Origin of the sequence: Streptomyces sp. SAI-170 (genome assembly GCF_049739565.1) — a bacterium.
GTDB lineage: Bacteria > Actinomycetota > Actinomycetes > Streptomycetales > Streptomycetaceae > Streptomyces.
The window spans coordinates 6,627,799-6,652,050 of the sequence record NZ_JBMGQD010000001.1 but is presented as its reverse complement, the minus strand read 5'-3'; the positions used below and the strand labels follow the sequence as shown (position 1 = coordinate 6,652,050).

20 protein-coding genes and 1 pseudogene are annotated in these 24,252 nt (G+C 71.5%); 13 read left to right on the top strand and 8 right to left on the bottom strand.

Annotated elements, in window-relative coordinates:
- Positions 1-14: 14 nt before the first annotated feature.
- Positions 15-1,085 carry a DUF3533 domain-containing protein gene (locus RKD23_RS29890; protein WP_424856514.1) on the top strand — a complete coding sequence of 357 codons (1,071 nt, stop codon included), beginning with the start codon at positions 15-17 and terminating at the stop codon, positions 1,083-1,085.
- On the opposite strand, the gene RKD23_RS29885 is transcribed toward RKD23_RS29890, so the two are convergent.
- Positions 1,075-2,004 (bottom strand): ABC transporter substrate-binding protein, encoded by a 930-nt coding sequence (locus RKD23_RS29885; RefSeq protein ID WP_424856513.1) that lies wholly within the window; start codon positions 2,002-2,004, stop codon positions 1,075-1,077. The two genes, RKD23_RS29890 and RKD23_RS29885, sit on opposite strands and share 11 nt — an antisense overlap.
- Before the next feature lie 385 nt (positions 2,005-2,389).
- On the opposite strand from RKD23_RS29885, the gene RKD23_RS29880 reads away from it, so the two are divergent.
- The 8 genes from RKD23_RS29880 (at position 2,390) to RKD23_RS29845 (ending at position 11,051) form a co-directional block, all read left to right on the top strand.
- Entirely contained in the window at positions 2,390-3,238 is an 849-nt protein-coding gene (locus RKD23_RS29880; protein ID WP_424856512.1) for an amino acid ABC transporter permease, read from the top strand.
- Positions 3,235-4,989 carry an FAD/NAD(P)-binding protein gene (locus RKD23_RS29875; protein ID WP_424856511.1) on the top strand — a complete coding sequence of 585 codons (1,755 nt, stop codon included), beginning with the start codon at positions 3,235-3,237 and terminating at the stop codon, positions 4,987-4,989. Before RKD23_RS29880 ends, RKD23_RS29875 begins: the two co-directional genes overlap by 4 nt.
- Positions 4,990-5,031: 42 nt before the next feature.
- On the top strand, positions 5,032-5,793 hold the full coding sequence (locus RKD23_RS29870; RefSeq protein WP_424856510.1) for an amino acid ABC transporter ATP-binding protein: 762 nt from the start codon (positions 5,032-5,034) through the stop codon (positions 5,791-5,793).
- A gap of 2 nt (positions 5,794-5,795) precedes the next feature.
- On the top strand, positions 5,796-6,548 hold the full coding sequence (locus tag RKD23_RS29865) for an LLM class flavin-dependent oxidoreductase (RefSeq protein ID WP_424856509.1): 753 nt from the start codon (positions 5,796-5,798) through the stop codon (positions 6,546-6,548).
- Entirely contained in the window at positions 6,545-7,330 is a 786-nt protein-coding gene (locus RKD23_RS29860; RefSeq protein WP_424856508.1) for a DUF1684 domain-containing protein, read from the top strand. The genes RKD23_RS29865 and RKD23_RS29860 overlap by 4 nt, the downstream gene beginning before the upstream one ends.
- A 225-nt stretch (positions 7,331-7,555) precedes the next feature.
- On the top strand, positions 7,556-8,392 hold the full coding sequence (locus RKD23_RS29855) for a S1 family peptidase (RefSeq protein ID WP_424856506.1): 837 nt from the start codon (positions 7,556-7,558) through the stop codon (positions 8,390-8,392).
- Positions 8,393-8,684: 292 nt separating this feature from the next.
- Complete coding sequence (locus RKD23_RS29850) at positions 8,685-9,587, top strand: S1 family peptidase (RefSeq protein WP_404042709.1); 903 nt, start codon at positions 8,685-8,687, stop codon at positions 9,585-9,587.
- 381 nt (positions 9,588-9,968) lie between these two features.
- Positions 9,969-11,051, top strand: a complete 1,083-nt coding sequence (locus RKD23_RS29845; protein ID WP_424856505.1) for a S1 family peptidase — start codon at positions 9,969-9,971, stop codon at positions 11,049-11,051.
- Between the two features lie 92 nt (positions 11,052-11,143).
- Here the strand turns inward: RKD23_RS29845 and RKD23_RS29840 are convergent, their stop codons facing one another.
- Complete coding sequence (locus tag RKD23_RS29840; protein ID WP_424856504.1) at positions 11,144-12,334, bottom strand: DUF5685 family protein; 1,191 nt, start codon at positions 12,332-12,334, stop codon at positions 11,144-11,146.
- Positions 12,335-12,682: 348 nt separating this feature from the next.
- On the opposite strand from RKD23_RS29840, the gene RKD23_RS29835 reads away from it, so the two are divergent.
- The gene (locus RKD23_RS29835; protein ID WP_404042706.1) at positions 12,683-13,120 is read left to right on the top strand and encodes a cell division protein SepF; all 438 of its coding nucleotides are present in this window, start codon (positions 12,683-12,685) and stop codon (positions 13,118-13,120) included.
- A gap of 54 nt (positions 13,121-13,174) precedes the next feature.
- Here RKD23_RS29835 and RKD23_RS29830 read toward each other — a convergent pair whose 3' ends face one another.
- Positions 13,175-14,347 (bottom strand): acyl-CoA dehydrogenase family protein, encoded by a 1,173-nt coding sequence (locus RKD23_RS29830; protein ID WP_424858367.1) that lies wholly within the window; start codon positions 14,345-14,347, stop codon positions 13,175-13,177.
- A gap of 306 nt (positions 14,348-14,653) precedes the next feature.
- Positions 14,654-16,255 carry an MFS transporter gene (locus RKD23_RS29825; protein ID WP_424856503.1) on the bottom strand — a complete coding sequence of 534 codons (1,602 nt, stop codon included), beginning with the start codon at positions 16,253-16,255 and terminating at the stop codon, positions 14,654-14,656.
- A 262-nt stretch (positions 16,256-16,517) separates the two neighbouring features.
- Here RKD23_RS29825 and RKD23_RS29820 point away from each other — a divergent pair, with 262 nt between their 5' ends.
- A complete protein-coding gene (locus RKD23_RS29820) occupies positions 16,518-17,726 on the top strand; it encodes a mannosyltransferase family protein (protein WP_424856502.1) in 1,209 nt (402 codons plus the stop codon).
- Positions 17,727-17,952: 226 nt separating this feature from the next.
- On the top strand, positions 17,953-18,987 hold the full coding sequence (locus tag RKD23_RS29815) for a phosphatase PAP2 family protein (RefSeq protein ID WP_424856501.1): 1,035 nt from the start codon (positions 17,953-17,955) through the stop codon (positions 18,985-18,987).
- A gap of 105 nt (positions 18,988-19,092) precedes the next feature.
- On the opposite strand, the gene RKD23_RS29810 is transcribed toward RKD23_RS29815, so the two are convergent.
- Positions 19,093-19,308, bottom strand: a complete 216-nt coding sequence (locus RKD23_RS29810; protein ID WP_404042702.1) for an I78 family peptidase inhibitor — start codon at positions 19,306-19,308, stop codon at positions 19,093-19,095.
- 366 nt (positions 19,309-19,674) lie between these two features.
- Here RKD23_RS29810 and ctaD point away from each other — a divergent pair.
- Positions 19,675-21,357, top strand: a pseudogene (ctaD, locus tag RKD23_RS29805) (cytochrome c oxidase subunit I); the annotation flags it as partial.
- Here the strand turns inward: ctaD and RKD23_RS29800 are convergent.
- The 3 genes from RKD23_RS29800 to RKD23_RS29790 are packed head-to-tail and all read right to left on the bottom strand — an operon-like array spanning position 21,245 to position 24,146.
- Positions 21,245-22,288, bottom strand: a complete 1,044-nt coding sequence (locus tag RKD23_RS29800; protein WP_424856500.1) for a helix-turn-helix transcriptional regulator — start codon at positions 22,286-22,288, stop codon at positions 21,245-21,247. The pseudogene ctaD and the gene RKD23_RS29800 sit on opposite strands and share 113 nt — an antisense overlap.
- A gap of 15 nt (positions 22,289-22,303) precedes the next feature.
- Positions 22,304-23,596, bottom strand: coding sequence for an ABC transporter substrate-binding protein (locus RKD23_RS29795; protein WP_424856499.1), 1,293 nt, complete (start codon positions 23,594-23,596; stop codon positions 22,304-22,306).
- Positions 23,565-24,146 (bottom strand): hypothetical protein, encoded by a 582-nt coding sequence (locus tag RKD23_RS29790; protein WP_424856498.1) that lies wholly within the window; start codon positions 24,144-24,146, stop codon positions 23,565-23,567. The genes RKD23_RS29795 and RKD23_RS29790 overlap by 32 nt, the downstream gene beginning before the upstream one ends.
- Between the last annotated feature and the right edge of the window lie 106 nt (positions 24,147-24,252).

Sequence of the window (24,252 nt, the reverse complement as noted above, 5' to 3'; positions counted from 1 at the left end):
GGAGCGTTGGGGACATGACACAGAGCACCCTGTCCGAGGTGAGGGACGCCGTCACGCCGCGGGCCACGCTGCTGGTGATCGGCGTGATCGCCCTCCAGCTGCTGTTCATCGCCTCCTATGTGGGGGCGCTGCACGATCCGAAGCCCAAGGACGTGCCCTTCGGGGTGGTGGCGCCGCGGGCGGCGGCCGGGCAGGCGGTGGCCAGGCTGGAGCAGCTGCCCGGCTCGCCGCTGGACCCGCGTGCGGTGGCGGACGAGGCGACGGCCCGGAAGCAGATCATGCACCGGGACATCGACGGCGCCCTGGTGGTGAACCCGGCCGGCACCACCGACACCCTCCTGGTCGCCTCGGGCGGCGGCACGGTGCTCGCCACCGCCCTGGAGAACCTCACCGCCGCCCTGGAGAAGACCCAGAACCGCGCGGTCCGCACGGTCGACGTGGCCCCGGCCTCACCGCAGGACTTCGACGGTCTGTCCTCCTTCTATCTGGTGGTCGGCTGGTGCGTGGGCGGCTATCTCTGCGCCTCGATCCTGGCGATCAGCACCGGCGCCCGCCCGGCCAACCCCACGAGAGCGGCGATCAGGCTCGGGGTGATGGCCCTGGTCTCGATCGTGGGCGGCCTCGGCGGCGCGGTCATCGTCGGGCCGATCCTGGACGCCCTGCCCGGCGGCGTGGTCGCCCTGTGGTGGCTCGGCGCCCTGATCACCTTCGCCGTCGGCGCCGCCACCCTCGCCCTCCAGGGCGTCTTCGGCGTCGTCGGCATCGGCCTGGCGATCCTCCTCGTGGTCATCGCGGGCAACCCGAGCGCGGGCGGCGCCTTCCCGCTGCCGATGCTCCCGCCCTTCTGGAACGCCATCGGCCCGGCCCTGCCCCCGGGCGCGGGCACCTGGGCCGCGCGCTCGATCGCCTACTTCCGCGGCAACGACACCACCGCGTCCCTGCTGGTCCTGGGCGCCTGGGCCCTCGCCGGCATCGTCGTCACGATGCTCGCCGCGGCCCTGCGCCGGCGCCGCGCCACCGAACCGGGTCCCGTCGGTGCGGGCCCGGACGGCAGCATGGCGCGGGCGGGCGAGGTCAGCTCCTGAGCTCCGGCGGGGAGATCTCCGACCTCGTGATCGCCGAGTCCGTCGTGCCCCACTTCTTGAGGATCTTGTCGTAAGTGCCGTCCTCGATCAGCTTGTTCACCGCCGCCCGGAAGGCGGGCGCCAGCTTGGTGCCCTTCTTGAAGGCGAAGCCGACGTCGAGGCGGTGGAACTCGTTGAGGAACTTCAGGCCCTCCTGGTGGGCCACGGCGTAGCGCAGGCCGTTGATGGTGGACATCACCACGTCGCTGCGGCCCTGTTGGAGGGAGGACCAGATGGCGCCGGCCTCGTTGTAGGTCTGGATCTTGTACGGCTTCTCACCGGCGTCCGTGCAGAGGTGTCTGTTCTCCTCCAGCGTGGCCTCGAAGGTGGTGCCGGCGCCGGTGGCCACGTTCAGGCCGCACAGTTGCCGCAGGTCGGTGACCTTCGACAAGTCGCTGTCCTCACGCGTGGCGAAGCCCTGGCCGTCGTTGATGTAGGTGACGAAGTCGATGGTCTCGCGCCGTTCGTCGGTCACTCCGAAATTGCTGGCGCCGAAGTCGTACTTGCCGCTGTCCAGGGCGGGCAGGATCGCCTCGAAGCCGGCCTGTTCGGTCTTCAGTTCGATGCCGAGGACATGGGCGACGGCCTTGGTGAAGTCGACGTCCTGGCCGGTGAGGGTCTTTCCGTCGTCCAGGTAGGTGGTGCCGGGCGGGGTGCCGCCGACACTCACGGCCACCGTGAGGCTCTTGACGTCCGGGGGGAGGAGTTTCGCGGCGGCCGGGTCCACCGCGATGTCCGAGACGACGTCCCCGGCGGGAACGTGGTCCTGGCCCTGGTCCGGGGTGTCCGCACCGCATGCGGTGAGCAGCAGGGCCGCCGAGGTGATCAGGGCGAACGGGGCGAAATGGCGTGCGTGGGCGCGCACGGTCGTACGACGCATGATGTGCGGTCTCCTACAGGAGCGAAGGCGGAAGAAGCGCAGGGCGAGGGGAGAGTGCGCGTGTGAAGGCGTGGGTGGAGACCCTGATCAGGCAGGGCAGGCAGGGGGTCGGCTCAACAAGAACAGGACCACACGCGACCGAAGTCGATGTGGGAGCGCGTGACCAGCCACTGCTGCGGATGCATGGGCCAAGTGGAACAGGTCGCCGATGCCGCGTCAACCACGGTGAGACGTACCGCTCACACTCTGGACACCCTTGACAGGAAAGGGAATCGGGACCGTAATCTCGACGAACGGCCCTGCTGAGGGGCTCGGCCGTGAGGTGCGGGGCTGACCCGCGCCCGCTGTGTGAAGGCATCCGTCCATCGCGCCATGGAGCCTTCCCATGTCTTCCGACACCCTCGCCAAAGCCCCTGACATACCCCAGGACACCGACGTACCGCGGATCGTGCCGCAACGCCGGTACGGGCAGTGGGCCGCGGCCGTCGTCGTCCTCGCCCTGCTGGGCCTCGCCGTCAACTCCGTTCTGCGCAACGACGCGTTCCACTGGGACGTCGTCGCCCGCTGGTTCACCTCCGCCTCGGTGCTGCGCGGACTGTGGCTCACCCTCTGGCTGACCGCGGTCGTCATGGTGCTGGGCTTCGCCCTCGGCACCCTGCTCGCCGCGTTCCGGTTGTCCGCCAACCCCGTGCTGAGAGCGGTGAGTTGGGGCTACGTCTGGCTGTTCCGGTCGATCCCGATCCTGGTGCAGCTGCTGCTGTGGTTCAACATCGGGGCGCTGTATCCGCAAGTCCTCGGCGTGCGGACCGTCGACCTGCTCGGCCCGGTCACCGTCGCGATCGTCGGACTGACCCTGCACGAGGCCGCGTACGCCGCCGAGGTGGTGCGCGGCGGCATCCTCTCCGTCGACCGCGGGCAGATCGAGGCCGCCCAGGCGCTGGGTCTGAGCCGGTGGCGGCGGTGGCGGCGGATCGTGCTGCCGCAGGCGATGCGCTCCATCGTCCCGCCGGCCGGGAACATGCTGATCGGCACCCTGAAGGGCACCTCCATCGTCAGCGTCATCGCGGTCAGCGACCTGCTGTTCTCGGTGCAGCTGATCTACCACCGCACCTACCAGGTGATCCCGCTCCTGATGGTCGCCACCCTCTGGTACACCGTGGTCACCTCGGTGCTGACCATCGGCCAGTACTACGTCGAGAAGCACTACGCGCGCGGCTCGGAGACCTCCCGATGAGGCCGTCGCTGGTGATCGTCGGGGCCGGTCCGCGGGGGACCGGTCTGCTGGAGCGGATCGCCGCCAACGCGCCCGAGCTGTACGCCGCCCAGGCTCTGGACATCCATCTCGTCGATCCGCATCCGCCGGGCGCCGGCCGCATCTGGCGCGAGGCCCAGTCGCCGCTGCTGTGGATGAACTCCCACGCCGAGGACGTCACCCTGTTCACCGACGACACGGTGACCATGGCCGGGCCCGTGCACGCGGGGCCCACTCTGCACGAGTGGGCCGGCATCGAGGGCCGCACCTTCACCGGCCGGCGGCTCCAGGGCGCCTATCTGCGCTGGGTGTACGACCGTACGGTGGAGCGACTGCCCCCGCGGATCCGGGTTCATCACCATCCGCGGCGCGCCCTGCGGGTGACCGGCTCGCACGCGGGACGCCAGCAGGTGTGGTTGGAGGGCCGTCCGCGGCCTCTCCCGGCCGACCTCGTCGTCCTGACGCTCGGCCACCTCGACGCCGAACTCGACGACGAACAGCGCGAGTTGGCCGCGTACGCGAAGGCCCATGGGCTGGTGCACCTCCCGCCCGACTTCACCGCCGACAGCGACCTGTCCGCGTTGAAAGCCGGTGAACCCGTCCTGGTGCGCGGCTTCGGACTGGCCTTCGTGGACCTGATGGTGCTGCTCACCGAGGGCCGCGGCGGACGCCACGAGGGCGACACCTATGTGCCGTCGGGGCAGGAGCCCGTGCTGTACGTCGGGTCGCGGCGCGGAGTGCCGTACCACGCGAAGATCGGCTACGACTGGACGGGCGAACGCCCGCCGCTGCCGCGTTTCCTGGGCCCGGCCGAGATCGACCGACTGCTCGCCCGGCCCGATGAGTTCGACTTCGGGCGGAACGTGTGGCCGCTGGTGGAGAAGGAGCTGGGCTTCGCGCACTACCACCGGCTGTTCACCGCCCATCCCGGGCGCACCGCCCTGCCCTGGCCCGACTTCGAGGCGAAGTACGCCGTCGCCGACCCCGCCGAGCGGGCGGCGCTGGTGGCGTCCGCCGTGCCCGACCCGGCCGACCGGCTGGACCTGGCGGCCCTCGACCGGCCGCTGGACGGGGTGCGGTACGCCTCGCGGGAGGCGCTCCAGGAGGGGCTACGGGACTACATCGAGCGTGACCAGACCAGACGTCATGACCCGCAGCACAGCCCCGACTTGGCGGTCTTCCTCGCCCTGCTCTCCGTCTACGGGCAGCTCGTGCGGCTCGGCGACATCGGCGGCTGGTGGCACGGGTTCTTCAGCTACCTCGCCTCCGGGCCGCCCGGGCCCCGACTGCGGCAGATGCTCGCGCTGTCACGGGCCGGGGTGCTGCGGTTCGTCGGCGCGGACATGGCCGTGGCCGCCGAGGACGGGGTGTTCCGCGCGTCCAGCCCGACCGCGCCCGGAGTGCGGACCGAGGCCCGTGCGCTGGTCGAGGCGCGGCTGCCGCAGCCGACCGTGGAGCGGGCCCGGGATTCGCTGCTGCGGCAGCTGTACGCCGACGGGGCCGCCGCCACCCCGGACGGGCTGCTGGCCGTCGACCCCGCCGACGGGCGGGTCCTGGACCGCGCCGGGCGCCCGCACCCGCGGCGGTTCGCGCTCGGGCCGCACACCGACGCCCGCGGCTCGGGCGCGTTCACCCGGCCGCGCACCGGCGGCCCCGCCTTCCGGCAGAACGACGCCACCGCGCGAGCGGCGCTGGCCTTCCTCGCGGACCTCGCGGGCCGGGCCGCCGCGTAGGCCACGTCACTTCCCCCACACAGGAATCAAAGGATGCATGCGATGACCGTCATGGTCGACATCAGATCCGTCCACAAGAGCTTCGGCTCCCTGGAGGTCCTCAAGGGCATCGACCTCACGGTGGGCGCCGGGCAGGTCACGGTGATCCTCGGCCCCTCCGGCTCGGGCAAGTCCACGCTGCTGCGCACGATCAACCACCTGGAGAAGGTGGACCGAGGCGCGATCAGCGTCGACGGGGCGCTGATCGGCTACCGCCGCGCGGGGAACCGGCTGCACGAACTGCCCGAGCGCGAGGTGCTGAGGCAGCGCACCCGGATCGGTTTCGTCTTCCAGAACTTCCACCTCTTCCCGCACCTCACCGCGCTGGAGAACGTTGTCGAGGCGCCGGTGTCGGTGCTGAAGCGGTCCCGCAAGGACGCCGTCCTGGCCGGGCGCGGGCTGCTGGAGCGGGTGGGCCTCGCCGACAAGGCCGACGTCTATCCGCGCCAGTTGTCCGGCGGACAGCAGCAGCGGGTGGCCATCGCCCGGGCGCTCGCCCTCGAGCCGAAGCTGCTGCTGTTCGACGAGCCGACCTCCGCGCTCGACCCCGAGCTCGTCGGCGAGGTCCTCGACGTCATCAAGGAGCTGGCCCGGCAGGGCACCACCATGATCGTCGTGACGCACGAGATCGGGTTCGCCCGGGAGGTCGCCGACACGGTGGTGTTCATGGACGCCGGGCGGATCGTCGAACAGGGCCCGCCGGGTGAGGTGCTCGACGCGCCGCGGCACGAACGCACCCGGGCCTTCCTGTCGAAGGTGCTGTGACCATGGGGCTGTTGCATCTGGCCGCCGGTCTCGACGGCGACCCCGGCCCGGACGCGGTCCTGCTCGCCGAGCGCGGCGGGCTCGACTTCGTGACGCTCGCCGGCGACGACCCGCTCAGCCTGCTCGCGCTCACCTCCCGGATCGGGCTGGTCAGCGACGCCGTCCCGGGGCCGGCGCACGGCCGGGCGGGCGTACGGGTCGAGGGACCGGGCCTGTCCGGCCGTACGGCGGACGCGGCCGTGCGGGTCGCCGAAGTCACCTTCGACCAGGCCGACTTACGGCTCGCCGTCCGGTACGCCGACGTGGTGCTGGTGCGGGCCGCCGGGCGGGCGCAGGCGGGGGCCGTACGCGAGGAGCTGCGCCGGGAGGTGGCCGCGGCCGGGCGTGATCCCGACGCGGTGCGCGTGCTGGCGAGCCTGCGGATCGACCTGGGCGGCGGCGAGCACGCGGCCGAGCCCGGCCACGGCGGGGGCGGCCCCCGGCACACCGCGCACGGGCCCCTCTACCGCGGCGGCCCCGTCGACCTGGCCGAGCTGATCGCACGCTGGCACGCCGAGGGCGTCACCGACGGCTTCCATGTCACCCCGGTCGAACCGCGCAGCGATCTGGAGCGGTTCGTCAACGGCACGGTCGCCCTGCTCCAGCACCGCGGCCTGTTCCGCACCTTCTACCCGGGCGGCACGCTCCGCGAGCATCTGGGGCTGCCGTATCCCGCGCCCAGCGTGTCGCACTCCATGGAAAGGTTGATCACATGACGACGACGGACGCATTCGACGAGTGGAAGCAGTGGCACGAGCGCCGTGTGGAGACGGTGTCGGCGCCTCACGGGCCGCTCGCCCTGACCGGCACGCACTGGCTGGAGGACTATCCGGACGGTCGACTTCCGGCCATTCCCGGGCTCTGGCGCGCCGACGGGGACGCGGTGGTGCTGACCGCCGCCGCCGAGGACGGGCTGACCCTCGACGGGGCGCCCTTCACCGGCGAGGCGCGCCTCACGGCCGACTCCGGCCCGGCGGCCGCGTCCCGGGTTGCCCTCGGCGAGCGGCGCCTGGTGGTGCTGGTGCGCGAAGGGATATGGGGCATACGGGACTTCGACCCGGCCTCCGAGGCGCGCCGCGCCTTCCAGGGCATCGAGGCCACGCCGTACGACCCGCGCTGGGCGGTGCCCGGGCGTTTCACGCCGTACGGCGCCGACCGGACGGTGCGGGTGGCGAACGCGGACGGGCGCGAGCGCGGGCTCGGGCTCGGCGGTGACCTGTCGTTCGCCCTGGACGGGCAGGAGTTCACGCTCCAGGTGAGCGTCGAGGCGGACGGCTCGCTGTGGGCGGTGTTCGCCGACGCCACCAGCGGGGTGAGCAGCTACCGCTTCCGGTTCCTGCGGCCCGCCGCGCCGGACGCCGAGGGCCGTACGACGGTCGACCTCAACCGCGCGCTGCTGCCGCCGTGCGCCTTCGCCGACCACTTCATCTGCCCCTTCCCACCCCCGGGCAACACCTTGGACGTGGCCGTGGAGGCGGGAGAGCGCAACCTGGTCTGAGCTCCGCTTCTCGAACGACACGCGCGCCGGCGGCCGTACCGTCGGCGCGTGTGGCGTGTGTACGGCAAACGGGTTCGTCCGCCGGACGCCTCTGCGGGTGGTCTTGTGCGCGAGCCGGTCGGCGGGCATTCTCCCCTGCGGCGCATGTCAGGAGCCACGCCACCCCCACAGCGTCTCACGGGCCCCCGACCCTGCCGGGGCCTTCCGCTCCCACGAGGAGGATCAGTGAGAACCCAGCGCATCCGACTGCTCGCCGTCGCCGCAGGACTCGTCGCCGCCACCCTGGCCGGGCTGCCCAGCGCGGGCGCGTCCGCTCCGGCCGACGACGCGGCCGAACTCGCCCGGGCCGCGAGTGCCGTGGCCGCGGCCGCACCGGGCGGCACCGCCTGGTACACCGACCGGGCGTCCGGACAGGTCGTCGTCACCGCGGACAGCACCGTCTCCGCGGCCGAGATCGCCCGCATCGAGAAGGCCGCCGACGCGGTCGAGGTCAGGCGCACCCCCGGCGTCATCCGCCCGCTGCTGTCCGCCGGAGACGCCATCTACGGCGGCGGCTACCGCTGTTCGCTCGGCTTCAACGTGGTCAGCGGCGGCACGTACTACTTCCTCACCGCAGGTCACTGCGGCAAGTCGGTCAAGACCTGGTACACCGACTCCGCCCACCGCACCCTGATCGGCCCGACCGTCGGCGCCGACTTCCCCGGCAACGACTACGCCCTGGTCCGCTACGACAACACCGGCCTCAGCCACTCCGGCGGGTACAGCGCCGCCAACGCGTACGTCGGCGAGAGCGTCAAGCGCACCGGCTCCACCACCGGCACCCACGGCGGGACCGTCACCGCCCTCAATGTGACCGTGCGCTACCAGGGCGGCGGCACCGTGCACGGGATGATCCAGACCACGGTCTGCGCCGAGCCCGGCGACTCCGGCGGTCCGCTCTACGACGGCACCAAGGCGCTCGGCATCACCTCCGGCGGCAGCGGCGACTGCCGGTCCGGCGGCACGACCTTCTACCAGCCGGTGCCCGAGGCGCTGAGCGCGTACCGCGTCAGCATCTACTGAGCCCGGACCGGGGCGTCCTGGTCGACCCTCGCATTCCCGCTCCCTCGCATTCCCGCTCCACCGAACGTCCGGTTCGTCCGCGTCGAACCTGATGGACGCGCGTGGATCGGCGGACAGTTGAAAGCCGCACGGCCGAAAGGCGCCCTTGCGCCGCTCGGCCGTGCGGCCGAATACTCCCCCACAGCGCTTGTCAGGAGCACGGCATACCCGGGATCCGGGACCTGCCCCCGACTGCGCCTCACGGGCCCCGACCCCACGCGGGCCCCCGACTTCCTTTGTGGAGGAACGAAAAGTGAGGATCAAGCGCACCACCCCCCGCAGCGGTATCTCGAGACGGACCCGGCTGACCGCCGTGACGACCGGTCTCGTGGCCGCGGCCGCGATCGCGATCCCCAGCGCGAACGCCTCCGACGTCACCACGTACAGCGCCGCACAGCTCAACCAGGCGGGCAACGCCGTGCTCAAGGCCGATGTGCCGGGCACCGCGTGGGCCGTCGACGCCAAGAACCACAAGCTGCTGCTGACCGTCGACAGCACGGTCTCCCAGGCCGAGCTCGCGAAGATCAAGCGGCAGGCCGGTGCCAACGCCGGCGCGATCAGCGTCAAGCGCACGCCCGGCACGTTCAACAAGCTGATCTCCGGCGGCGACGCCATCTACGCGAGCAGCTGGCGCTGCTCCCTGGGCTTCAACGTCCGCAGCGGCAGCACGTACTACTTCCTGACCGCGGGCCACTGCACCGACGGCGCGGGCACCTGGTACTCCAACTCCTCGCGCACCACGGTGCTCGGCTCCACGGCCGGCTCCAGCTTCCCGACCAACGACTACGGGCTCGTGCGCTACACGAACACGTCCGTCACCAAGTCGGGCACGGTCGGCAGCGTGGACATCACCAGCGCCGCGACGCCGAGCGTGGGCACCACGGTCTACCGCCGCGGCTCCACCACGGGCACGCACAGCGGCCGGGTCACCGCCCTCAACGCGACCGTCAACTACGGCGGCGGCGACATCGTCTACGGCATGATCCAGACCACGGTCTGCGCCGAGCCGGGCGACTCCGGCGGCCCGCTGTACTCCAACAGCGGCATCGCCTACGGCCTGACCTCCGGCGGCAGCGGTGACTGCAGCTCCGGCGGCACGACGTTCTTCCAGCCGGTGACGGAGGCGCTGAGCGCGTACGGCGTGAGCGTCTTCTAAGGCTGAGGCGAACGCCCGCACCCGCACCTCTTCCTGTGAGCCCCCGCACGCAACCCGCGTGCGGGGGCTCGCTCTTGCCCGCCCCTACTGATCCCGACCGATCCGACTGATCCCGGCTGCCGGAGCGTCGAATTCGAGCCACGGCCGGATGTCACGCTCCGCCTAGCGGTTACTCGCTCGTAGTATTTGCAGTGCGAATTCCCAAGGGTGCGAGCGAACGGCTGTGTGCGCGGGAGCGTTCGACACCGCTGTACGCGCGTCCTGAAGTCGACCTTGTGTGCTCCCTGTGAGGTTCGGAAGAGTAGGCGCCCGTCAACCAAGCCTTCCGGTCCGTCAGGTCCCCACAACCTGCGGAACCGACCCCCCACAGGAGGACACGAGTTGAAGCACCGACGCATACCCAGGCGGCGGGCCGCCGCGGCAGGTGCGGGTATCGCCGCACTGGTGGCCGCGGGCGTCACTTTCCAGAGTGCGAACGCGAGCGAAACCCCCGACACCGCCCAGCCGAAGACCCTCTCGGCGCCCGCGGCCGGAAAGCTCGCCTCACTGCTCGGCCAGGACCTCGGCGCCGACGCGGCGGGCACGTACTACGACGCACAGGCGAAGAACCTGGTCGTGAACGTCCTCGACGCGGCCGCCGCCCAGACGGTCGAGGAGGCCGGGGCCAAGGCGCGGATCGTCGAGAACTCCCTCGCCGAGCTGAGAAGCGCCCGCACCACCCTCACGCAGGACGCCACGATCCCGGGCACGGCCTGGGTCACCGACCCGACCACCAACAAGGTCGTCGTCACCGCCGACCGCACCGTCTCCGACGCCGAGTGGGCGAAGCTCACCGAGGTCGTGAAGGGGCTCGGGCAGACGGCCGAACTCCAGCGCTCGAAGGGTGAGTTCAAGCCCTTCATCGCCGGCGGCGACGCCATCACCGACGGCAGCGGCCGCTGCTCGCTCGGCTTCAACGTGGTCAAGGGCGGCGAGCCGTACTTCCTGACCGCGGGGCACTGCACCGAGTCCATCACCACCTGGTCGGACTCGTCCGGCAACGAGATCGGCACCAACGAGACGTCCAAGTTCCCCGGCGACGACTACGGCCTGGTGAAGTACACCGCCGAGGTGGACCACCCGAGCGAGGTGAACCTCTACAACGGCTCCGCGCAGGCGATCACCGGCGCCGCCGAGGCCACCGTCGGCATGGAGGTCACCCGCAGCGGCTCCACCACCCAGGTCCACTCCGGCAAGGTCACCGGCCTGGACGCCACCGTCAACTACGGCAACGGCGACATCGTCAACGGCCTGATCCAGACCGACGTGTGCGCCGAGCCCGGCGACAGCGGCGGTTCGCTCTTCTCCGGCGACAAGGCCGTCGGCCTCACCTCCGGCGGCAGCGGTGACTGCACCTCCGGCGGCGAGACCTTCTTCCAGCCGGTGACCGAGGCCCTCTCGGCGACCGGCACCGAGATCGGCTGAACCACCCGCACGACCTGAGTCCGAGGTCCCGCCCCGCGCGCGAGGGGCGGGACTTCGGCGTTCCACGGGCCCCCGCACCGGCGCGCCGGTCCTCAGCAGCCGCAGTCGCACCCGCAGTCGCAGCCGTCGCAGCAGCCGCCGTCCTCGCCGCAGCAGCTGCAGCAGTTGCAGCAGTCCCCGCACCCGGAGCAGTCGCAGTTGCTGCACAGCGCCTCGCGCCGCTCCCGCGTCCAGGGGTCCTCGTACGTCCCGCAGCACATCTGGCACGTGCAGGCGAGCCCCATCCACACCGCGCACCCGGCGAGCAGCCCGCGCCGGTCGCGGTGGGGCGGCTGGGGCGGCAGCGGCGCACCGGGGCCGCCGGGCGGCCCGTACGGCCCCGACGGCGGCGGGCCGTACAAGGAGGGGCCGTGGGCGCAGGAGGCCGTGCCGAAGGCGCGGTCAACGGCGGCGGGCAGCTCGTGCACCAGCAGCCGGTGCGCCAGCTTGCCGTCGGTGAACTCCACCTCGCGCAGGGCCAGACGTATGCCGTGCACGGCGTCGTCGGCCAGGCGCCGGGCCTCGGTCAGCGCGGTCCCGGTCGCGGTGAGCGGGTTCCAGGCCCCTGACTGCGCGTCGGCGGCCTGGTCCTCCACGGCGTCCAGCAGATGCGCGAGCCGGCCGAAGAGCCGGCCCGCCTCGGCGAGCGGCACGGCGTTGCCGGGCCGGCCGGCGAGGACGGCGGTGTGGGCGAAGGCGGCCGCGGTGGCGGTCTCGGTGGGCTCGGTGACGGTGAGGATCGGCGTACCGGGCCCGGCGAGGGCCTCCAGGCCGAGCTGCCGGTCCACGGCCTCGACCAGCACCCCGGTGTCGAAGCCGACGGCGGAACCGCTGCGCGCTCCGGCGCGGCCCCAGCTCTCGGCGACCCGGCGTGCGGCGACCGCGACCGGGGCGCGGGCGAGCAGTCCGTCCCCGTCGGCCATGTGGTCGCGGACCTTGGCGGAGGCGAGCACCAGCGAGACGGCGGCCGCGAGCCGGGCGCCCTCGCCCCGGGCCACCGACGCCGTGCGCATCCCGCGCAACGGGCAGGGTCCGGCCGTACGGCGCCAGCCCTCGGCCTGCGCGCGCGGCGCCTGAGCCTCCGTCAGGACAGAGATGAGCAAACCGTCGTAATTGGTGACGATCCGGGCGAACTGCCCATGGTCCCGGCGCAGCGCCAGGCAGAGCCCGCACAAGTGGGCCATCCACTGGGTCTTGAGCCGTTCACCGAGACGATGGCGGCACGGCCTGACGATTCCGAACACGACGATCCCCCGTGATGCGTGCGACCTTTGACGCGGCGTCGACAACGAGCCGAGTGGCTCGATCGTATCGGCCGATCGTCATGTCGTAGGACCCTCCCCAGGAGAGTCGTTTTCACCCGTACGCACCGTCTGTCACTCGTGTGCCGTGAAGAATCATATTTCACTCACAGTCAGCAGCCATACGCGTCACGACCCTTGGGACACCAGGGCTCTCGACGGATCGGCTGTGCACCAGTACCGTCACAAACCCCCCGCGCGGCGTCTATCCACTTGGCGCGCCGTCCGCATCATGGATGACCATAGGGATGGCAGGACAGAAGAAGAAGACCGCTGTGAGAGGAGGCGTCCATGGGATCGGTGCGCAAGGCGAGTGCGTGGCTCGGCCTCGTCGACGACAACGATGACGAGCGCTATTACGACGACGACACCTACGAGGGGAACGACTCCGCAGACGCCTGGGTCACGGACCCGCGGGTGAAGGTGGCCACGGACACGGCCGAGGAGAAGGGCCGCCGGATCGGCACGGTCACCCCGGACAGCTTCCGGGACGCCCGCGCCATCGGCGAGCTGTTCCGGGACGGCGTCCCGGTGATCATGAACCTCACGGCCATGGAGCCGGCCGACGCCAAGCGCGTCGTCGACTTCGCGGCCGGCCTGATCTTCGGGCTGCGCGGCTCCATCGAGCGCGTGTCCACCCGGGTGTTCCTGCTGACCCCCGCGAACACGGAGATCATCAACGGCGAGCCGGCGGCGCACCGCACCGACGGCTTCTTCAACCAGAGCTGAGGCAGGGCCGCTCCACCGGCCCTGCCCCCGCTCGGGGTTCAGCGCGTCACCGCCTCACCGGAAGGCGTCCAGCCCGGTGAGCGCCTTGCCCAGCACGAGCTGGTGCATCTCGACGGTGCCCTCGTAGGTGAGCACCGACTCGAGGTTGGTCGCGTGCCGCATGACGGGGTATTCGAGGGAGATCCCGTTGGCACCGAGGATCGTCCGTGCCGTACGGCAGATCTCGATCGCTTCTCGTACGTTGTTGAGCTTGCCGAAGCTGACCTGCTCGGGACGCAGGCGGCCGGCGTCCATGCGTCGCCCCAGGTGGTGGGCGAGCAGAATCCCCTTGTGCAGTTCGACCGCCATGTCGGCGAGCTTGGCCTGGGTGAGCTGGAACCCGCCGATGGGCCGACCGAACTGCTCCCGCGACTTCGCGTAGTCGACAGCGGTCTCGAAGCAGGACCGCGCGGCTCCCATCGCGCCCCAGACGATGCCGTAGCGCGCGTGGGACAGACAACTCAGCGGCCCGCGCAGGCCGGTGACCTCCGGAAGTACGGCGTCGGCGGGCAGCCGTACCTCGTCCATGACCAGTTCGCTGGTCACGGACGCCCGCAGCGACCACTTGTGCTTGATCTCGGGCGCGGAGAAGCCGGGGGTGTCGGTGGGCACGACGAACCCGCGGATCCCGTCCTCGGTCTGCGCCCACACGACCGCGACCCCGGCGACGGAGCCGTTGGTGATCCACATCTTGCGTCCGGTGAGCACCCAGTCGCCGCCGTCGCGCTTGGCGTACGTGCGCATGGCGGCGGGGTCGGAGCCGATGTCCGGCTCGGTGAGCCCGAAGCAGCCGATCACCTCACCGGCGGCCATGCGCGGCAGCCAGGTCTGCTTCTGCTCCTCACTGCCGAACCGGTGGATGGCGTACATGGCGAGGGAGCCCTGCACCGACACCAGCGACCGGATGCCCGAGTCGGCGGCCTCCAGCTCCAGACAGGCCAGCCCGTACTGCACGGCCGAGGCCCCGGCACAGCCGTAGCCCTCCAGCGACATCCCGAGCGCCCCGATGCCGCCCAGCTCCCGGGCGAGTTCCCGGATCTGCGGCAGCTCCCCCTTCTCGTACCACTCGGCGACGTACGGCAGCACCCGCTCCCCCGCCCACCGCCGCACGGTCTCCCGTACCGCGACGTCCTCGGGCTCCAGCAGATCGTCGATCCCCAGCGGATCGGCGGGGTCAAAGGGGGGCAACTTCGCAGACACGGTTCACCTTCCGACACAGGAAACTAGCACCGCTAACAAACTCGACGCCCAGACGCTACGACGCCCCACACACGACGTCCACCCTGCCCGGACGGCGAAAAGAACCACAGCACCCCGACGGAACGGCCAGGGGCCAGACACCGAAAGGACCAAGGAAGGGAGAGATCAGCCCGACGGCGGCAGAGCCCGCGAGAGACAGCCCACGGCGCGGCAGCCGCCGGCGGTGGGTGCGCCCCACGGGAAGGTCCGGCCTCTTGGCCGACTGGTGACGGGCGGTGCGTGGGTGGGAGAAGGTCAGGCAGACACCCTGGACTCCGCGACGCCTCGAGGTGCGGGCAACTCAACGTCCACGGCCTCGCACTGCATGACGCGCGGCAAGCGCAGCGCCATCGCGGCGCCCATCAACAGCAGACCCGCGCTGACCAGCAGGGTCACATGCAGCCCGTGCACGAAGGAGTCCCGGGCCACCCGGCGCAGAGCGACACCCGCTTCCCCGCCCAGCCGCCCCGCCACCGCGTACGCCTCCCCCAGCGAATGCCCCGCCGACACCGACGCCGACGCCGGCACACCGGGAACGGAGGCCACTCCAGGAGCGTAGGCGGCGTTCATCACGGTCCCGAGCAGCGCGATCCCGATGCCCGCCCCGAGCTGGTACGAGGTCTCGCCGATCGCCGCGGCCCCGCCGGCCTGCTCCACCGGCGCCTCGCTCAGCATCGACTCGTACGCCCCGAACAGGGTCGTCTCCAGCCCGAACCCGAGCAGCACGAACCCGGCGAGCAGCAGCCCGGTGTCGTCCTGGCTCCCCATCGCCGTCAGCAGCACCACGGCCGCCGCGGTCAGGCAGAACCCGGCGCACACCATCCGCCGCGGCCCGAACCGCCGCAGCATCCGCGCCCCGAAGAGGCCCGCCGCCATCGCCGCGATGGTCAGCGGCAGCAGCCGCAGCCCGGTCTCCAGCGGCGAGAGCCCCAGCACCAGCTGGAGATACTGCGCCGCGATCAGCTCCAGACCGACCAGCGCGAGCATCGCGAGGACGATGCACCCCACCGACGTACTGAACGCCGGCCGCGCGAACATCCGCAGGTCCACCAGAGGGTGCGCCCGCCGCCGCTGCCGCCGTACGAAGAGCACCAGCAGCACCACGCCCACCACCAGCGGCACGAAGGTGAACACGCTGCCCGCGGACTCGCCGCCGCCGAGGCGCTTCACGCCGAGCACCGTGCCGAACAGGCCGGCGGCCGCCATCAGCGCGCCCACCACGTCCCAGGGACCGTTCCCGTCGCCCGTCGACTCGGGCAGCAGCAACCGCCCGACCGGCAGGCTGACCAGCATCAGGGGGATGTTCACCAGGAACACCGACCCCCACCAGAAGTGCTCCAGCAGAAAGCCGCCGAGCAGCGGTCCGACCGCCGCGCCGACCGCGGCCACCGCGCTCCAGATGCCGATGGCCAGCGCCCGCTCGCGCCGGTCGGGGAAGACCTGCCGCAGGATGGACAGCGTGGCCGGCATGATCATCGCGCCGCCGACCCCGAGCAGCGCCCGCGCGAAGATCAGCACCTGCGGATCCTGCGCGAAGGCGGCGAGCGCGGAGGCGACGCCGAAGAGGGCGTAGCCGAGAAGAAGGATGCGTCTGCGGCCGACGCGGTCGCCGAGCGTGCCGAACAGGATCAGCAGCGAGGCGCAGACCAAGGGGTAGGTGTCGACGATCCAGAGCAGCTCTATCGCGCCGGGCTGAAGGTCCTCGGTGACGGCGGGCACCGCCACGTGCAGCACGGTCGCGTCGACCGCGACGAGCAGCAGGCTGACGCAGAGGACCACCAGGACGACCCAGCGGTTGGCACCGGCCCCGGCCACCCGACGGCGCGCGCGTTGGGCAGCCGTGGTCGTCCCGGACATGTACGTACCTCCCAGATGTCCCCTCGCGTTCGGCGGGCTCTCAGGGTGGGGACTCCCCGTGCCGACGGCCGGAGCTTGAGCGGCGGCTCCGGCCCGCGCAACGGATACGCGAGTGAGCCGTCAGCGTACGCGAGTTCGCGCGTCGGTCGCGTGGCGGAACTCTCACCGTGTCCCGGAACCCATGTGGCGTACGCCACTCCGCATGCCCCGTTCCACGTCAGCGCGGTCGGGACAGTCGCGGACACACCGGATAATCGAGCCCGTGACCGATCTTGAGACGCGTGTGGCACCGGCCTCCTCGGCCCTCGGCCGCGCCTCCTCGGCCCTGCGCCGGGCGGCCCCGGCCCTCCTCGGGTACGCCGCCGTGCGCGCCCTGGGCCTGGTCGCGCTGGTCGCGTGGAGCGCCGCGCGCGACAAGAGCGCGCACACCCTGCTGACCGCCCGCTGGGACTCGCTCTGGTACACGCGTGTGGCCGAGCTGGGCTACGGCTACGAGGTGCGGCTGCCGAACGGCGACATCCACTCCAACCTGGCGTTCTTCCCGCTGCTGCCTTGGCTGGAGCGGGGGCTGCACGCGGTGAGCCCGCTGTCGTACGCCGACGCCGGACTGGTGGTGTCCCTGCTGGCCTCGCTCGCCGCGGCCTGGGGGATCTTCGCGGTCGCCGACCAGGTGTACGGCCGCCGGGCCGGGGTGTGCGCGGCCTTGGTGTGGGCGGTGCTGCCGGTCGGGATCGTGCAGTCGATGGCGTACAGCGAGTCGCTGTTCACCGCCCTGGCCGCCTGGTCGCTGTACGCCGTGCTGACCGGCCGCTGGCTCACCGCGGGCACGCTGGCCGCGCTGGCCGGACTGACCCGGCCGGTCGGGCTCGCGGTGGTCGCGGCGGTGTGGGCGGCCGGCCTCGCGAGCCTCGTACGAGAGCGCCGTACCTCTTTCGTAGGTACCGGAAGCGGGGGTGCGACGCCCGGCGCTCATGCGGGGCGGCGCGCCCTCGCTCTGCTCCTCGCGCCCCTGGGCGCCGCCGGTTACGTGCTGTGGGTCGGCCGGCGCACCGGCAAGGGCGTGTTCGGTTATCTCGACGTCCAGGCGGGCTGGCGCAACGGCTTCGACGGCGGCTACGCCTTCGCCCGTTTCGTCGCCGACAAGTTCACGTCGGTTCCGGGCGCCCTCGCGGGCCTCGCCCTGATCGCCGGGGTGGGCCTGGTGCTCTGGCTGTATGTCGTCTGCGTACGGCAGGGCCAGCCGCTGCCGCTGCTGGTGTACGCGGGGGTGGTCACGGCCCTCGCGCTGTGCGCGTCGAGTTACTTCGGCTCGAAACCGCGGCTGCTGATGCCCGCCTTCCCGCTGCTGCTGCCGCTCGCCCTGGCCCTCGCGCGGGCGCGGCCGCGCAGGTCGGCGGCGGTGCTGACGGCCGTCGCGGTGGCCTCGGCGGTGTACGGGGCGTTCTGGCTGAACGGCTCCGGTCCACCGTGACGGCCCAGCACTCCCGGTGAATTCCGCACCATGCCCTGGTGAACGAATTCGGAAGCACCGCAAAACCGGTTACCGGAATGATCAAAGGAATTGAAGGGAAGCGGCCCACACGATTAGGGAATCCGTGGAAATAAACCGTCCCCTGAGAGGAATCCCACATCACATCGTCATTACGAAGCCTGCGCTTCCGCGAGATGAGTCCCTCACTCGCTGTAACGTCGATTGAGTGCGTACCGAACCAAAGCCGACCCGGCTCGACCGGATCTTCGCCAGACTGGACCGCGAGCCCGAACGGCCCGTCCTCGACGTGCCGCGGATGACGCGGCACCGTGTGGTGCTCTTCGGCGCGACCCTGGCCTTCTACGCAGCGATCGTGCTCGCCGTCGCGGCCACGACCTGGCTGGTCCGGATCGACTGGCAGGCCATGCTCTTCCGGCCGTACCAGCAGTGGCCGGAGATCCACGCGTTCCTGGACTACTGGGTGGTCCTCGGCCAGCGCGGCCCGACGGCCGTGATGGTCTCGGCCTGGCTCGGCTGGCGCTCCTGGCGGCAGCGCACCCTGCGCCCGCTGCTCGCCTTCGGCATGGCCGTACTGCTGCTGAACATCACGGTGGGCGCCGTGAAGTACGGCCTCGGCCGCTCGGGTCCGCACTACGCGACCGAGGTCGGCTCCAACGAGATGTGGCACTGGCTCGAAGCCGGAAGCGACATATTTCCCTCGGGTCACACCGCGAACGCGGTCGTCACCTGGGGCATCCTCGCCTATCTGGCCTCCACGCCCTGGACCCGGCGCTGGCTGTCTGCGCTGTCGGCCGTGCTGTCCCTCAGCGTCGGCCTGACCACGGTCTACCTCGGTACGCACTGGCTCAGCGACGTCCTGCTGGGCTGGGCCGCGGGTCTGCTGGTCCTGCTGGCCCTGCCGTGGTTCGAGCCGCTGATCTCCCGCGCCGAGTCGTTCCTGCTGGACCTGCGCGACCGGTGGACCGCCCGCCGCACCGGCCCGGTCCCCGTCCCCGCGCCCGCCCCGGTGCTCGCCTCGGTCCGGTCCGGCGAGGACGACGGCGACGCCACGCCGGTGCGCGAGACGATCCCGTCGGCGACCGCCCACACCCCGCGCAACCCCGTGTACCTGGCCCCCGGCCCGCACACGGTCCGCTCGGAGCGCACGCCGGTCACCCCGACCGGCAGCCGCCGCCCGCCGCACTCCGACCGCGTCCCGCGCGGCGCCGGCTCACCGGCCCGCCCGCTGACCGGCGGCTGACGGCCCCAGGACTGCGGGGCGCACGGTACGCACACCGCGCCCCGCATCGCGAAGGCCCCGGTTGTCCCTGACGGGAACCGGGGCCTTCGGCGTTCTCCGTGCCGGTCAGCCCTTCCAGGCGCGGGCCACCCGGCCGCCGCGGACCTCGAAGTTGAGCCGCCCCTGGCGGTACTCCATCGTGATGATCGCCCCCGGCGGCAGCGAGCGGACGGTCGACCAGCCCCGCTCGCGCGCGAGGCGCTCCGCACCGGCGGCGTCGAGGCCGACGTAGGCGTCCGGGTCGTCGTGGGGTTCGGCGGCGGGTTTCGGTATCGGTGCCATGCCGCCACGCTAGGCGCAAAGCCCCGGCCACGAAAGGCGGAAGCGGACACGCCGGGTAGCCGGTCCCTCCTCGGTCACGCTTCTGTCACAAGATCACTACAAGGGTTTGGTCCGAACTCCGTCACACGGACGGGGGGTTCCGTACGCCTTCCGCAGGTATTCGAACGCAATTCCCGCGTGTCTTCGCAGCCCTCGGAATTACCCGGCGGAAAGTGCCCCAAGTGCCCGGAGGACCGTCCCGCGGGCGGGGCCCATTCCATTCCGTTTTCGGCAGGGAGCGCGTACGCCCCCTGTCGGAGCCCGCACCGGAGCGAGCATCATGACGGGCGGGCCCGGGGCGCGACGAGGCGAAGGGGCGAGCGAGTCATGGGGACGCAGACCGTGCAGGCGACGGCGGAATCCGTACGGCGCAGGCGGCGCGGTCGGCTGATCGTCGACTGGCTGACCACGACCGACCACAAGAAGATCGGCCATCTGTATCTGATCACGTCGTTCCTGTTCTTCCTCGCCGGCGGGGTGATGGCGCTGCTGATGCGCGCCGAACTGGCCCGGCCGGGTCTGCAGCTGATGACGAACCAGGAGTTCAACCAGCTGTTCACCCTGCACGGCACGATCATGCTGCTGCTGTTCGCGACGCCGAGCTTCGCCGGGTTCGCCAACGAGCTGATGCCGCTGCAGATCGGCGCCCCGGACGTGGCGTTCCCGCGGCTGAACATGTTCTCGTACTGGCTGTTCCTGTTCGGCGGCCTGATCGTGCTCGGGTCGCTGCTGACACCCGACGGCCCTGCGGCGTTCGGCTGGTTCGCCTATGCGCCGCTCAACAGCTGGGAGCGCTCGCCCGGTGTCGGCCCCGACCTGTGGATCATGGGCCTCGCACTGGCCGGCTTCGGCACGATCCTCGGCGCGGTGAACTTCCTCGCCACCATCATCGGGATGCGCGCACCCGGCATGACGATGTTCCGGATGCCGATCTTCACCTGGAACACGCTGTTCACGTCGATCCTGATCCTGATGGCGTTCCCGGTGCTGGCGGCCGCGCTGCTGTGTCTGGAGGCCGACCGGCGGTTCGGCAGCCATGTCTTCGACGCCGCCAACGGCGGATCGCTGCTGTGGCAGCACCTGTTCTGGTTCTTCGGACATCCCGAGGTGTACATCATCGCGCTGCCGTTCTTCGGCATCATCACCGAGATCATCCCGGTCTTCAGCCGCAAGCCGATCTTCGGCTACACGGCCCTGGTCGGCGCGACGATGACGATCACCGGTCTCTCGGTGGTGGTGTGGGCGCACCACATGTTCGCCACAGGCGCGGTGCTGCTGCCGTTCTTCTCCTTCATGAGCTTCCTGATCGCCGTGCCGACGGGCGTGAAGTTCTTCAACTGGACCGGCACCATGCTGCGCGGCTCGCTGTCCTTCGAGACCCCGATGCTGTGGGCGACCGGCTTCCTGGTGACGTTCCTGTTCGGCGGGCTGACCGGGGTGATCCTGGCGTCGCCGCCGATGGACTTCCATGTCACCGACTCGTACTTCGTGGTGGCGCACTTCCACTACGTCGTCTTCGGCACGGTCGTCTTCGCGATCTTCGGCGGGTTCTTCTTCTGGTGGCCCAAGTTCACCGGGAAGATGCTCGACGAGCGGCTGGGAAAGATCCAGTTCTGGACGCTGTTCGTGGGTTTCCACACCACGTTCCTGGTGCAGCACTGGCTGGGCGCGGAGGGCATGCCGCGCCGCTATCCGGACTATCTCGCCGCGGACGGCTTCACCGCACTGAACACCGTCTCCACCATCGGCTCGCTGCTGCTGGGCCTGTCGACGCTGCCGTTCCTCTACAACGTATGGAAGACCGCGAAGTACGGCGCGAAGGTCGAGGTCGACGACCCCTGGGGCTACGGCCGTTCCCTGGAGTGGGCGACCTCCTGCCCGCCGCCGCGGCACAACTTCACGACGCTGCCCCGGGTCCGCTCGGACTCGCCGGCGTTCGATCTGCATCACCCGGAGTACGCGGCGCTGGAGCAGCGTCACCCCGTTCAAGAGCACGGCTCAAAAGGTCCCTTCCCCTCCTGATCGCGTCGGTGAGGCCGGCCGGCTCCAGCACCTCGAACTCCACGCCCAGCATCATCACGTGGACCACCATCACGTCGAGGCTCCCGGCGCCCGCGCGCAGGATGCAGGTGTGCTCGGTCTCGGCTTCCAGCGTCCCGGCCGACGGCGAGACGTGCTGGGCCGCCTCCTCGAGGGGCACCAGCAGCCGGACCACCGCCTGCGCGGCGTACACGCGCGTGGAGACGCCCCGGGAGACGTACGCGGCGAGGTCGTCGGCGGGCGGCTCGCGCGGGGTGAAGCGGGGCCCGTGCGGCGGCCTGGGCGTGATGCGGTCGACGCGGAAGGTGCGCCAGTCCGCCCGGTCCAGGTCCCAGGCGACCAGGTACCAGCGCCGCTCGGAGCACACCAGCCGGTGCGGCTCGACCGTACGGCGGGTGGCGGCGCCCTCGTGGTCCTCGTACGCGAAGCGCAGCCGCTCGGCGTCCCGGCACAGGCCCGCCAGCTCGGTCAGGAGCGCGGGGTCGACGGCGTCGGGGCGGGTGTCCCGGAACATCGGCACGGTGAAGCTGTTCAGGGCGCTCACCCGGCGGCGCAGCCGGTGCGGGAGCACCTGCTCCAGCTTGGCCAACGCGCGCACCGAGGACTCGCCGATGCCCTCGACGCCCTGCCCGGCGGCGGTGCGCAGGCCGACCGCCACGGCGACGGCCTCGTCGTCGTCCAGGAGCAGCGGCGGCAGTTCGGCGCCGACCCCGAGCTGGTAGCCGCCGCCGGTGCCGGGGCTGGCGTGCACCGGGTAGCCCAGCTCACGCAGCCGGTCCACGTCCCGGCGCACGGTCCGCGGTGTGACGCCGAGCCGTTCGGCCAGCTCGGGGCCGGACCACTCGCGGTGGGCCTGGAGGAGCGAGAGCAGACGCAGCAGTCGGGCGGAGGTCTCCAGCATGGTCAACAGTGTCCATCAGGGCTCGTACGGCAGTTGCGGCACCCGGAAGCAGGTGCGGTCCATGTCCCCCTGGGACACCCAGCCCTCGCCGTCCCGCCAGCGCGCGACCGACAGACAGGTCCGGCGGGTCCTCGGCGGCTCGGTGAGACGCTCGTACGACACGGGCAGGAGCAGCCCGCCGGCGGTGTAGCCGCTGCTGCGCTGCATGAAGCCGTCCACGCACGCGCGCGTGATGCCTTTCTCCGCGCAGGCGCGGGCCGCGTCCGTGAACCACTTCGCGGCGGCCCAGCCCTCCAACTGCCACTGCGAATGCGTGTCGAGGCCTTCCGTGGCCTCACGGAACTCCCGTACGGCTTCCTGGTGCGTGTCCTCGAAGTTGCGGCTGGACCCGGTCGCCCACAGGGCGTTGCGGCAGCGGGGCGCGTCTTTGTAGTCCTCGGCGACGGTGGAGGTCCAGTTCTGCACGTTGGTGACCTTGGCGGTCAGGTGGGCGCCCACGTCGTCCAGGGCCGCGCACAGTCGGGCGTTGCCATGGCTGTCGATGGCGTCGAAGACCAGGTCGGCGCCCTGCTCCTTCAGATCGGCGGCGACGGCACGGAAGTTGGGCAGCGCGAAGTCGACCTGCTCGGTGACGACCCGGTAGCCCTCGGCCTTCAGGCCCCGTTCGATCAGCCGGGCGTAGGCGGCGGAGGAGGCCTGGTTGTACGACACGACGGCGGCGGTGCGCGCGCCGTGCTCGCGCTTGAAGTAGCGGTAGACCTCGGTGCCGCCGTACAGCCGCCCGTCCCAGCCCGGGGTGCCGTCGCGGGGCGCGAGGCTGCCGTAGATGCCGTACAGGTGCGGCCAGGTGTCGTAGGCGGCGCCGATGGGCTGGCCGCCGATGTCGGGCACGCGCGCGTGGGAGACGCGGGAGGCGCCCGCGTAGTCGAGGGCGGTGGTGGCGACCAGGGCGACGACCCGGTCCTCGTCGATCAGCCGGTGCACGCACTCGTTGTTGCCGACGCCGCTGCCGCCGTCGTCGCACTCCCGCACCTCGACGCGGCGGCCGTCGATGCCCCCGCGCGCGTTCAGCCGGTCGAAGAAGGCCTTGGCGCCGTCGCGCGGGCCGGTGAAGGCGGTGCCGCCGACCGGGCTGGTGGCGCTGGTGATGACGCCGACCCGGATCGGCGCCGCGGCCGTGGTGGAGGTGCCCCGGTCGCGGTGCTCGAAGTCGCTCTCCGGGAGCCGGCTGCCGCAGGCCGCGGCCAGGAGCGTCAGCAGCGCCGCGACGGCGGCCTCAGCAGCCCGGGATCGGCGACTGGGAGGCACTGCCGGTCCGGCTCAGCTGCACCAGCGCGCACAGGGTGTTGACGGAGACCTTCCAGGTGCCGTCCTGCTCGACCGCGGTCCCGGAGGCGTTGGGCAGCGCGGTCTGCCCCGACAGGGTGAGGGTGTACGTCACGTTCGCGCCGGTCGGCGACGTGAAGACGACCTTCTCGACCTGCGCGCCGACCTTTCCGCCGCGTTCGTCGCCGTTGAACGCCTGGAGGACCGGGGCCATCTGCTCGCCGTTCTCCAGGACGGCCTGCTTGTCCTTCAGCGGGGTCTTCGGGTCGAAGAACTTCTGCCAGTTGGCCCTGATCTCGGCCTCGGCCGCCTTCGGGTCGGACGGGCGCGGCTGGGCCTCGGGCTCGCTGACGGACGGGATCACGGTGGGGGTGTCGAGCGTCGGCACGGGGGTCGCGCTCTGGCTGCCGCCGCCCTCGTCGTCGCTGCACGCCGCGAGGGCCGGGGCCAGGAACAGCAGCAGCGCGGCCGCCAGCGCGGTGCCTCGCCGTCGTGGCCTGCCCCACCTGATGAGGTCGCTCCCGAGAACCATCTGGCTCACCACCGGGTGTCGGTCCGGGCGTGCGCGCCCGGTTCTTTCAGGGTCAGCTGACACAAGGCATAGTGCAAGCCATTGGCCGCCTTGGACAGATCGCCGA